This is a genomic window from Microbispora sp. H10670 (genome assembly GCF_014161385.1).
GTDB lineage: Bacteria > Actinomycetota > Actinomycetes > Streptosporangiales > Streptosporangiaceae > Microbispora > Microbispora triticiradicis.
Map to the genome: position 1 here is coordinate 60,029 of NZ_JABBWW010000017.1, position 11,983 is coordinate 72,011.

At 72.0% G+C, this 11,983-nt stretch carries 7 protein-coding genes; 4 read left to right on the forward strand and 3 right to left on the reverse strand.

Annotated elements, in window-relative coordinates:
* Nucleotides 1-27: 27 nt before the first annotated feature.
* Nucleotides 28-1,017: a helix-turn-helix domain-containing protein gene (locus HHX33_RS22695; RefSeq protein WP_220502099.1), complete on the reverse strand. Its 990-nt coding sequence runs from the start codon at nucleotides 1,015-1,017 to the stop codon at nucleotides 28-30.
* A gap of 644 nt (nucleotides 1,018-1,661) precedes the next feature.
* Between HHX33_RS22695 and HHX33_RS22700 the strand changes: the two genes are divergently transcribed.
* A complete protein-coding gene (locus tag HHX33_RS22700) occupies nucleotides 1,662-4,382 on the forward strand; it encodes a helix-turn-helix transcriptional regulator (RefSeq protein WP_182876387.1) in 2,721 nt (906 codons plus the stop codon).
* A gap of 24 nt (nucleotides 4,383-4,406) precedes the next feature.
* Here the strand turns inward: HHX33_RS22700 and HHX33_RS22705 are convergent, their stop codons facing one another.
* Together HHX33_RS22705 and HHX33_RS22710 are read right to left on the reverse strand one after the other, a co-directional pair.
* Entirely contained in the window at nucleotides 4,407-5,423 is a 1,017-nt protein-coding gene (locus HHX33_RS22705) for a LacI family DNA-binding transcriptional regulator (protein WP_182876388.1), read from the reverse strand.
* 249 nt (nucleotides 5,424-5,672) lie between these two features.
* On the reverse strand, nucleotides 5,673-7,898 hold the full coding sequence (locus HHX33_RS22710; RefSeq protein WP_259402765.1) for a cellulose binding domain-containing protein: 2,226 nt from the start codon (nucleotides 7,896-7,898) through the stop codon (nucleotides 5,673-5,675).
* Nucleotides 7,899-8,390: 492 nt separating this feature from the next.
* On the opposite strand from HHX33_RS22710, the gene pflB reads away from it, so the two are divergent.
* The 3 genes from pflB (at nucleotide 8,391) to HHX33_RS22730 (ending at nucleotide 11,966) form a co-directional block, all read left to right on the forward strand.
* Entirely contained in the window at nucleotides 8,391-10,697 is a 2,307-nt protein-coding gene (gene pflB / locus HHX33_RS22720) for a formate C-acetyltransferase (protein ID WP_182876389.1), read from the forward strand.
* Nucleotides 10,697-11,530 (forward strand): pyruvate formate-lyase-activating protein, encoded by an 834-nt coding sequence (gene pflA / locus HHX33_RS22725; RefSeq protein WP_182876390.1) that lies wholly within the window; start codon nucleotides 10,697-10,699, stop codon nucleotides 11,528-11,530. Before pflB ends, pflA begins: the two co-directional genes overlap by 1 nt.
* Before the next feature lie 118 nt (nucleotides 11,531-11,648).
* Complete coding sequence (locus tag HHX33_RS22730; RefSeq protein ID WP_182876391.1) at nucleotides 11,649-11,966, forward strand: hypothetical protein; 318 nt, start codon at nucleotides 11,649-11,651, stop codon at nucleotides 11,964-11,966.
* The last annotated feature ends 17 nt before the right edge of the window (nucleotides 11,967-11,983 follow it).

The following is an 11,983-nucleotide window of genomic DNA, read 5'->3' on the forward strand; positions in this document are numbered from 1 at the left end:
CGTACGGCGTCCCGAGGTCGTCCGACGTCACAGGGTCGGCGCGTCCGCCCACATGCCGGGTCCGGGCGCGGGCTCGGGATAGCGGAACCAGCCGCGTTCCGCCGCCCGTGCCCCGGCCTGGAACCGGCTGCGGGCGCCCAGCCGGTTCATCAGGTCCGCGGTGATCCGGCGGCAGGTCCTGGTGGAGATCCCGAGTTTGCGGGCCACCGCCTCGTCGGTGTGCCCCTCGCACAGGAACCTCAGCAGCTCACGCTCCTGGTCGGTGAGACCGTCGCCGTCGCGGGTGCGGGACTCGCCGAAGTCCCGGCCGCGTTCCCACATCAGGTCGAACAGCGTGCGCATCGCCATGACCATGCCCTCGCCGCGGACCAGCACCGCGCCCAGCGCGACGTGCTCGGGGTCCACCGGGACCATCGCCACCTCGCGGTCCACGACGATCATCCGGATCGGCAGCACCGGAAGGGTGCGCACCCGGCCGCCCAGCCACGTGAGCCGGCGGGCATGGCCCGACGTGACCGGGTCGCGGTCGATGGTGTCGAGGAAGAGGGCGCGTACGGCCACCCCGCGCTCCAGCATCTGCTCGTCCAGCGCCCGGCTCGCCGCCGTGCTCTCGGCGGACCGCGTGCCCACCGGCATCAGGGACAGGAACTCGTAGCGGGCATCGCGGGCCAGTTGCACCAGCCGCTCCCGGATCGCGTCGATGTCCGCGAGGCGTTCCAGGACGTCGCCGGAGGCGTGACGCGTGATCGCGTACTCGGCCTCCAGCACGGCGATCGCCGCCCTGCTCTCCGCGATCTGGTTCTGCCGGCGGACCAGCTCGGCCTCCTGGTGCTTGACGAGGGCTTCCAGGGCGATTCCCGGGCTCACCGGGCACAATACGCCCGGGTCCTCCCGGGACGGCCGGAGCAGCGAGAGCCGGCGCAGACGGTCCAGCGCGACCCGGACCTCGTCCTCCGCCAGACCCAGCCGAAGCATCAGATCGGCGACCGTGCTGTCGGGATCCGCCAGAATCGTCAAATAAACCGACTCGCTGGCCATATCCAAACCGAAACCCTGCAGCACACTGTTGCGGCAAGTCTGCGAATTCACATGCCACCTACCTCGTACACCGCATATCGCCGAACCGCGTCACTTGGCAGATATGCGGCCCGGCGCTCCCCGGCGGCCTGCCAGGCATCGTCATATTAAAGCCGGTCCGCCAACCCGTCCCGGCGACCGGTCTCCGACAGGAAGTCGTCGCACGCTCACACAGAGTGCGCAAACGTGTGAAGCGGCGCCATTTTCGGAAAATGGTGACGGCGAGCCGGCCCGCATTTCTTCCGCCCGTAATTCGGCATCACGGGGATTCCCGCCGCGTCCACCCGGCCCGGCGTGCCATTGGCCGCCTCGATCGACACCCTGGTCCGTGGCTCCCGACGCAGAAAGCACCGATGGTTTCGGCGCCCTGTCCGGGATGGACGGAACCTGACAACATCCTGCCAGGACACGTGCTGCCAGCCGGGAGACGCTGACAGAGAACGACGAGCTTGCGAAAATCGTGGGAGCGCTCCCACGATTCTCATTCACATTACCGCCGATTGTTCCGCAGCCATGCCCGAATATCGATCGACGCGCATTCCGATCAGGGTCCGACAAAAGTGCGAGGCCATGGGGTGAAGGACATGAGTGTGCCGCCGCGGCGGTATCCGGCCTTTGACGGCACACCGGTCGCCGCGGCCACGGATCCGCACCGGCCGGTCAGCCCGCTTATCGGACGGGAGTCGCAACGCCGCGAGATCGAGGCCGCGGTCCAGGGCTTGTCGCAGGGCCGCCCGGCTTTCCTCGAAATCAGCGGAGACCCCGGAACGGGCAAGACCGCGTTACTCGCCGAGGTGACGCGTGTCGCAGGAGTCGCGGGCATCGACGCGTTCAACGGCCGGCCGCAGCCGGTGGACGGCGACCTGCCGTTCGGGGCGATCGTCGACGCGCTGGACGGACGGCTCCCCGTCACCGGCGGCGAACGGCTCGACCGGCTGCCGGCGGCGCAGCGGGACGTGCTGGCGGCCGTCTTCCCCTCGCTGGCGGCGGACGCCTCCGCGCCGTCGCCGCCGGACATCGCAGCGCCCTACCGCGCGGCGCACGCCGTCCGCGTGCTGCTGGAGGACCTCGCCTCGTCCCTGCCGGTCGTCCTCGTCCTGGACGATCTGCAACACGCCGACGCGGGCACCGTCGACGTGGTGTGCCGGCTGATGTGCACACCGCCCCGCGCCCCCGTCCTCCTCGCCTTCGCGCATCGGCACCGGCAGGTGTCCCCGCGGCTGCGCGCCACCGTCGACACGGCACGGGAGGTCACCCGGCTCCACCTGGAGACTCTGGCCGAAAGCCATGCCGGGGCCCTGATGGGTGAGGACACGCCCGCGCACGCGCGCGGGGAGCTGTACCGCGCGAGCGAGGGCAACCCCGGCTACCTCCGGGCTCTGGCCGACGTGCTGGAGCAGGGCCCGCCCGGAATCGACGAGGCCGACATCGCCCCCGTTCCGCCGTGGTTCGCCTCGGCGATGGCCGCCGAGGTCGCCCGCCTCTCGGCCGTGGGGAGGCTGGTCGTCGCCGCGTGCGCGGTGCTCGGCGACCCGCTCACCGTGCCTTCGGTGGCGGCGGTCGCCGAGGTCGGCGAGCAGGACGCCTATTCGGCGATCGACGAGATCGCCTCCCACGACCTCATCCGCCTCGTGGCGGGGACCGGGCGGTTCGGGTTCCGGCACCCCCTGGTCCGCCGTGCGGTCTACCACAACGTGAGCCCCGGCTGGCGGCTCGGCGCCCACGCGCGGGCCGCACAGTCGCCGTCCGGCGGCCGGGCGTCCGCCGTCGGGACGGCGCCGCATCTCACGCGGGTCGCCACGCCGGGCGACCGCGCCGCGGTCGCGCTGCTCGCCGCGGCCGCCGACGAGGTCGAGACCGCGCGTCCGCGGCAGGCGGCTCAGTGGCGGCGGGCGGCGCTCGAACTGCTGCCGTACGACGGGACCGGACCGGACGGCGATGACGAGCACACCGACGTCCGCACCGGCCTGCTGCTGGCACTCGGCAGAGCCTGTGAGGCGGCCGGCCAGTTGCGGCAGGGCTGCGACGCCCTGGCCGAGGCCCTGCGGCTGATCCCGCCGGGCACGGGCGGCCGGCGCGCCGCGGTGGCCGCCGGCCAGGCCCGCCTGCTGCACGACCTGGGCCGGTCCGGCGAGGCGCGCGCCTTGCTGCGTGCCGAACTGGCGCACGCCCCGGCCGAGGCCGATCGCGCGGTGCTGTCGTTCGAACGGGCCCGGCTCGAAGTGTCGAGCGGGTCCCCCGGCGCGGCGTGCGCCGACGCCGCGCAGGCCGTCCACATCGCCGATCGGCTCGGCCTGCGCCTTCTCGGCTGCGCGGCACGCGGGATGCTCGCCGTTTCGGCGGTCCTCTCCGGCTCGCCGGACGCGGAAGCATCCGCCGATTACTCGCGGGCCGCCGCGGGCCTCGACGTCCTCCCCGACGAGGAGCTCGCGGCCCTCCCGGACGCGCCGCTCTGGATCGGCTGGGCCGCGCTCGTCCTCGAACGCCCGCACGAGGCGGTGCGGCATCTCGATCGTGCCGTGGCCGCCGGCAGGTCGGCCGGCAGGCACGCGGTCGTATGCCACGCGCTGGTGGCACGCGTCGCGGCGCTGTGCGCCGCCGACCGGCTCGCGGCGGCGGAGGAGAGCGCCGACGAGGCCGGGCGGGCGGCCTGGCTGTCCGGCAGCGCCGCGCTTCACTCCTCCGTGCTGGCGGCGCGCTGTCTCGTCGCGGCCCGCACGGGCGACCTCGACGCCCTGCGAGGCCACCTGGCCGCGTACGGCACGCCCGTGGACCAGGGCTGGCCCGGGGCACTCGCCGCCGAGATGGTCGCGGAGGCCAGGCAGGCCGCGGGCGACCCCGAGGTCGCGGCGGCCGCGAAGGCGTCCCCCGGAGTCCCGGAGCAGGCCGTGCCCTCCGGCGCGGCCGCGCGGCAGACGCTCTCCGCCGACCCGGCCGCCGGCATCACCACCGGCATCACCACCGGCATCACCGTCGGCGTCACGACCGGCATCACCGTCGGCGTCACCGCCGGCACGACCGCGGACCCGACCGTGCCGGTGATCGAATCAGCCGCCGCCGAACCGCCGGGTGCATCCGGCCCGCCCGTCGCCGACCGGCCGAGCGCCGCCTCCCTCACCGCACGCGAACGGCAGATCGCCCGGCTGGTCAGCGAGGGGCTGAAGAACCGGGAGATCGCCGACCGGCTCTACGTGACCCAGAAGACCGTGGAGATGCACCTGTCGCGGATCTTCGCCAAACTCGGCGTCTCCAACCGCGTGGGCGTCGCCCGCACCCTCTACGCGGCGCCCACGACATCGCACTGACCGCGCCGCCGGGGCCTGTCCCGGTCACGCGGGCGGAACGATGGTCGACCCGCGCACCACGAGCCGGCAGGGGTGCGGGTGCCGGCCGGGAGAGGCGGTGCCGTTGATGGCGGCCAGCAGCCTCTCGGCCGCCGCCCGGCCGAGCCCTTCGAGGTCCATGTCGACGCTGGTCAGCGGTGGCTGAGCGCCCTCGGTCATCACGTCCCAGTTGTCGAAGCCGACGAGGGCGACGTCCTGCGGGACCCGCCGCCCGGCGGCCCGCAGCGCGTCGCTCACGCCGCGGGCGATCTGGTCGCTGCCGCAGAAGACCGCGTCGAACTCCGTCCGGCCCGCCAGCAGGATGCCGACGGCCTGCCGGCCCCACGCCTCGCTCCAGCCGCCGAACAGCGGCGGCGCGACCAGGTCGAGCCCTTCGCCCGCCAGCCGGTCGAGCGCGGCCGCCGCGCGCACCCGCGCGGAGTTGTGGTGCTCCGGACCGGTGACGTGGGCGATCCGGGTGCGCCCGACCGCCAGCAGGTGCTCGACCGCCTTGCGCGCCCCGCTCTCCTCGTCGGGAACCACCGAACAGTCCTGGGGGTCGGAGGAGCTGATGAAGGCGTACACCACGGGGACGGGCAGGTCCCGGCCGATGGACATGCGCGCCTCGGTGCGGCGGCCGGTCACGATGATCCCGTCGACCCGGCGGCTCAGGAGGGTCTTGACGTAGTACTGCTCACGGATGGGGTCGTCCCGGCCGTCGCAGAGGAAGATCGACATTTCGCCGGCGCCGAGCGCGTCCTCGGCTCCCATGAGGACCGGGATGCTGAACCGGCCGATGGTGTCCGTGGTGATCATGCCAACCGTGTAGGTGCGGCCCGAGTGCAGGCTCCGCGCGCCGGCGTTGGCCTGGAAGCTGAGCTGCCGGGCGGCCTCGCGCACCCGCGTCCGGGTCTCCTCGCGCAGCGATCCGCGCCCGTTGAGCGCTTTGGAGGCCGTGCCCACCGACACCCCGGCCAGTGCCGCGACGTCGGCGATGGTGGCGTGACGCTCCGGTCTCCCCACGTTTCCTCCAGTTTCCGCTGGACGTTGCCGCGATTCACTGTATAGCGCGATGGAGTGCGGATAACGCGCCGGAAACACGGTGTCGATGACCACCAGAAGGACATCGGCAGCTTGCCGGAAATTGTTTTCCCTGCTTTCCGCTTCTCCGGTTTTCCCCTTCCTCGTTTCGTGGCCCGCCGGTTCCCTGACGGCGGCGACGGCCCGCGCCGGCGTACTGCCGGCGCGGGCGGTCAGGTGTGCCGGTGTGGTTCAGGTGAGCTGGATGTAGTCCAGTTCGGCGTTGCCGGTGCCACCGGAGAACCCGGGAGAGCCCTTGGCCAGGCGGATCACGTTGTATCCGGCCTTGAGGGCGACCGTGGTGCCGGTGGTCGCGCCGAACTGGCCCCAGCCGGAGGTGGCCGGGTAGCTGACGGCGCCCCACGATCCGCCGTTCACGGCCAGGCCCTGGGTGGCGGTGGCGCCGCCGCCGTTGGCGTAGCCGATGGTCATCGTGTAGGTGCGGGCGGCCGGCACGTTCACCACGAAGTCGACGTAGCTGTCGGTGGTGTGCGTGCTCGTGGCGTTGTCGATGCGGCCCACGTAGCCGCCCTCGGACGCGCTGGAGGCGGTCAGCCGCTGCGCGCGGAAGACCGAGGCGTCCTCCGCCTCGTACCGCTGCTGGTACGACGGCACCCCGCCGGCCGGCTGGACGACCACGTGGTACCCGTCGGAGGCGGCCATGTTCGGCACGATCACCAGCAGCTGGTCGCCGGTCACCCGATAGACGGCGCTGGAGACGGAGGTGGCCGCCGGGGCCGCGGTGAAGCGGCTCTGCGTGTGCGTGGACTCCACCGTCACCTGGACGGAGGGGCCGAGCGCGCCGATGCCGGTCAACCGGACCGTGTTGGTGCCGGCCTCGTTGCCCAGGACCACGTTCACGATCTTGCGGGTGCCGTCGTAGGAGGCGAAGCCGTCCAGCCCGGTCTGGTTCGGCGGGGTGGTGGTGACCATCCGGCCGGCCATGTCCCCGTACCACTTGTAGAGCCACCAGGTCCCGGTGGGCTGGGTGTTGTTGGTCACCAGCCCGTTCATGGTGCCGTACTCGTACCAGAACGCCCGGTGCGCCGACTCGACCCCGGCCCGCTCGAACTTGGCCACGTAGCTGGCGATCCGGCCGGGGACGTCCACCTCGCTCGTCGCGGCGTACTCGTTGATCGAGATCCGCCGGGGGCTGATGCCCAGCGACGACTCCAGCGCGCGGTAGTCGGCGATGTTGGCGGCGATGTTGTTGGGGCTGCCCAGCTCATGCCAGCAGATGATGTCCGGCAGCGTGCCGGCCGCCTTGGCGCTGCTGAGGAAGGACGACAACCACGAGCGGTTGTAGTAGGAGATGCTCGGCCCCACGATCGGCGTCGCGGTGTCCAGCGCCCGCACCGCCCGGTAGGTGCGGGACCAGCCGTCGTTGAAGGCCCCGGCGGCGGAGGTGTTCCACGTCCAGTCCGGCTCGTTCCACAGCTCCCAGCCCAGGATGTTGGTCACCGAGGTCGCGTTCATACGCGCGCGGACCATCGTGTCCACCTTGGCCAGCCAGTCGTTCCAGCTCACCCACTTGTACGGGAAGTTGGGGTAGATGTCCGGCATCCGGATGTACTCCCCCGCGCCGACCCGGGTGGCCTGCGGCGCCACCAGCAGCGAGTCTCCGCCGGGCGGCTGACCGTTGGGCCGCTGGCCCACACCCGGGGCCGGCTGCGTCAGCGAGTTGACCTTCAGCGGCAACAGGGTCGAGTCCGCCGGCTTGCCGTTCTCCGCCAGTCCGTACAGACCGCCGGTCGCGACATGGGTCACCGGCCGGAACGGGGAGCCGACGGCCACGGTGAGCACCTTCCCCACGGGGTTCGACGGGGGCGTGCTACCGGAGGGGCTCGGTGACGGACTGGGTGACGGGCTCGGTGAGGGGCTCGGTGACGGGCTCGGTGAGGGGCTCGGTGACGGGCTCGGTGAGGGGCTCTGCGACGGGCTCTGCGACGGGGACGCGCTCGGACTCGTGTCGGGCGACTGGGTGGGGCTCGCCGACGGGCTGCTCACGGCGCCGGTGCAGGGGGTGCCGTTGAGGGCGAAGTTCGCGGGGACGGGGTTGGAGCCGTTCCAGGACGCGTTGAAGCCGAAGCCGGCCGAGCCGCCGGTGGGGATGGAGGCGTTGTAACCGGCGTCGGTGACGGTCACCTGCGCGCCCGACTGGGTGTAGCTGCCGTTCCACAGCTGGGAGATGGTCTGTCCGGCGCCGAACGACCAGGTCAGCTTCCAGCCGCTGATCGGGTCACCGATGTTGTCGACGCTGACGCTCGCGCCGAAACCACCCGGCCACTCGCTGCTGATCGTGTAGGTGACCTTGCAGCCGGCCGCCGCCTGGGCGGCCGGCGCGAGGGTGAGGGCGGTGGCCCCGGCACAGACGACGGCGGCCAGCGCCGTCCCCGATCGAAGGGAGAAGAGTCGCATGTGTGTCCTCTGAAGCGGTGGTGGGTTGGAGAGGAGGGCCTGAGCGGGAGCCGCTGAGGCGGGGCGCGAAGTTGCCGAGATACCGGTTTCCGACTGGTTGCCGATGGCGGGGCGACTGACCGGGGAACGAGAACCTTCACGCATTCCACGTGCCACATTCGCCGCATCGCCGCTCGTGGTGAGCCCGACAAACGGTTTCCTTCGTAGTGACTTCGGGTTCGCAGCCGGACCGTACGCACGTCGCGGTTCGGGCGTCAACGGACGGGCCGGCGGCACACGGCGGGTCGCCCGGCACGGCACCGTCCCGATGCCGCCCACGGGGTGTGCGGCGTCCCCGCGCGATCACCGGTTCGGCTGAAAGTTACACGGGACCGCCGATGGCCGACCTGTCGCGCGGATGACTTTGGTCCTCGTGATCGGTGACCTCCGCTCGGCGAGGACGACGGCCCCAGGGACGACAGTGAGAGCGGACACCGACGAGAGGGGCCGGCGATGACGGTCACACAGCCCAGGGAGCATGGGACCAGCGAGCGTGGGGCCAGGCGGCATGGAGCCGGGCAGGAGGCGGCCGCGCACGGCGCGTGGCGCGGTTTCCGCGGCACGGCCTGGCGTGAGCGGGTCGACGTGCGCGACTTCATCCAGGCCAACTACACGCCGTACGAAGGCGACGAGTCGTTCCTGGCAGGCCCCACCGAGCGGACCCGCGCGGTGTGGGCGGAGGTGTCGGGCCTGTTCCCCGAGGAGCGGCGGCGCGGAGTCTACGACGTGGACACCGCCACGCCTTCCTCCATCACCTCGCATCGGCCCGGCTACATCGACTACGGCCGTGAGCTGATCGTCGGCCTGCAGACCGACGCCCCGCTGAAGCGGGCCATCATGCCGGCGGGCGGGCTGCGGATGGTGGAGAACGGCCTCGCCGCGTACGGGTACACGCTCGCCCCCCAGGTGAAGGAGATCTTCACCAGGTATCGCAAGACCCACAACGACGGCGTCTTCGACGCCTACACCCCCGAGATCCGGGCGGCCCGCCGCGCCGGGGTCATCACCGGCCTGCCCGACGCGTACGGCCGCGGGCGCATCATCGGCGACTACCGGCGCGTCGCCCTCTACGGCGTGGACCGGCTGGTCGAGGCCAAACGGGCCGAGCTGCACTCGCTCGACGGAGAGTTCTCCACCGACGCGGTCGTCCGCGACCGGGAGGAACTGGCCGAGCAGATCCGCGCGCTGGGCGAGCTGAAGACCATGGCCGCCTCCTACGGCCACGACATCTCCCACCCCGCCGCGACGGCCCACGAGGCGATCCAGTGGCTGTACTTCGCCTACCTCGCCGCCGTCAAGGAGCAGAACGGCGCGGCGATGTCCCTCGGCCGCACCTCCACCTTCGTGGACGTCTACCTGGAGCGGGACCTCGCCGAGGGATGGCTCACCGAGCAGGAGGCCCAGGAGCTCGTCGACGACTTCGTGATCAAGCTGCGCATCGTCCGCTTCCTGCGCACCCCTGAGTACGACCAGCTCTTCTCCGGCGACCCGACCTGGGTCACCGAGTCGATCGGCGGCATCGGCGCCGACGGCAGGCCTCTGGTCACCCGCACCAGCTACCGCTACCTGCAGACGCTGCGCAACCTCGGCCCGGCGCCGGAGCCGAACCTGACCGTCTTCTGGTCGCCACGCCTGCCGGAGCCGTTCAAGCGCTTCTGCGCCCGCCTGTCCATCGAGACGAGCTCGATCCAGTACGAGAGCGACGAGCTGATGCGGCCCAGGTACGGCGACGACACCGCCATCGCCTGCTGCGTCTCGGCCGCCCCCGTGGGCAGGCAGATGCAGTTCTTCGGCGCCCGCGTCAACCTCGCCAAGACCCTGCTGTACGCGATCAACGGCGGCCGGGACGAGATCAGCGGCGAGCAGGTCGGCCCCGCCTACCCCGCGCTGACCGGCGACGTGCTCGACTACGAGGAGGTCGCGGCGGCGTTCGACCGGATGATGGACTGGCTGGCGAAGACGTACGTGAACGCGCTGAACGTCATCCACTACATGCACGACAAGTACGCCTACGAGCGCGTCGAGATGGCGCTGCACGACTATCCCGTCAAGCGCACGCTCGCCTGCGGCATCGCGGGCCTGTCGGTGGCCGCCGACAGCCTGTCGGCAATCAGGCACGCGAAGGTCCGCGTACTCCGCGACGTGACCGGGCTGGCCGTGGACTACGTGGTGGAGGGCGACTACCCGGCGTACGGCAACAACGACGACCGCGCCGACGCCATCGCGGCGGACCTGGTGCGGGCGTTCATGGACAAGATCCGCCGCCACCCGGCCTACCGGGACGCCGAGCACACCCAGTCGGTGCTCACCATCACCTCCAACGTGGTCTACGGCAAGCACACCGGCAACACCCCCGACGGGCGCAGGGCCGGCACGCCGTTCGCCCCCGGCGCCAACCCGATGAACGGCCGCGACCGGCACGGCCTTGTCGCCTCGGCGCTGTCGGTGGCCAAGCTCCCCTACGACCAGGCGCAGGACGGCATCTCGCTGACCAGCACCGTCACCCCCGAAGGGCTGGGCCGCACGGTGGAGGACCGGGTCGCCGACCTGGTGGGCGTGCTCGACGGCTACTTCGACGCGGGCGGCTTCCACATGAACGTCAACGTGCTCGACCGGGCCACGCTGGTCGACGCGATGGACCACCCCGAGAAGTACCCCCAGCTCACGATCCGGGTCTCCGGCTACGCCGTGAACTTCGTCCGGCTCACCCGCGAGCAGCAGCAGGACGTGATCGACCGCACCTTCCACGGACGGCTGTGATGCCGGAGAAGCCGCTGGACGAGCCCGTCGCCCGGCTCCGCCACGAGTCCACTGCCCGGCTCCGCCAGGACGCCGCCGCCGAGCTGTGCCAGGCGGAGCCGGCGGCGGGCTCCGGCGTCATCGAGTCGTGGGATCTGTCGGTCGGGGTGGACGGTCCCGGCACCCGCTTCGTGGTGTTCACCTGCGGGTGCCCGCTGCGCTGCCTGTACTGCCACAACCCCGAGACCTGGCGCATGCGCGACGGCCGCCGGGTCACGGTGGACGAGGTCATGACCGAGGTGGACCGCTACCGCCGGTTCATCTCCGTCGCCGGCGGCGGGGTGACGCTCAGCGGCGGCGAACCGCTGCTGCAGCCTCGCTTCACCGGAGAACTGCTGCGCCGCTGCCACGAGAGCGGCCTGCACACCGCGCTGGACACCTCGGGCTTCCTCGGCGACCGCGCGAGCGACACGCTGCTCGCCGACACCGACCTCGTGCTGCTCGACATCAAGTCGTACGACCCGCGGGGCTACCGGCGGCTGACCGGGGCGAGCCTGGAGCCGACCCTGCGCTTCGCCCGCCGGCTGGCCGACCTGGGCCGCCCGGTCTGGGTGCGGTTCGTCCTGGTTCCCGGCCTCACCGACGGAGAGGACAACGTGGACGGCCTCGCCCGGTTCGTCGCGGCGCTCGGCAACGTCGAACGGGTCGACGTGCTGCCCTTCCACCGCATGGCCGCCGGCAAGTACGCCCGGCTCGGGCTCACGTTCCCCCTGGCCGACGTCGAACCCCCGGACCACGCCCTGCTCGATCGCGTACACGCCCAGTTCGCCGCCCACGGCGTCACCAGCGTCTGAACGGCCGGGGCGCACGACGTGTGACCGACCGCGGCCGGGACCGGAAGCGACGTCCGGCGCAGGTCCGGAGGACCTTCGGCCCTCCCCGCACCCGACGTCCGGACGGCACGGTCAGGTCATGACGATCCTGAGCACCGACCCCCGTCCGCTCCCCCGCCGCGATGACCGCGAAGAGAACCGAGAACAGGCCACCGGCCCGGTCGCACGGGGCATCGTCAGGAAGGCGCTGCAGGAGGAGTTCACCGGAACGGTGGACGACGTGCGCCTCGCGGACATCGACGGCATGGTGCACATCTACGTGTGCATCCGCCCCGCCGCGTCCGCCTGTCCGGAACTCATCCGCGCCACCGCCCGCGAGGCGTACCGCCGCGTCGTTCAGGGAGGGCCGGTGGTGGCCCATGTCGCGGCACCCGACGCCGGCCAGGGACGCCGCTGACCGTCCGCGGCACCGCA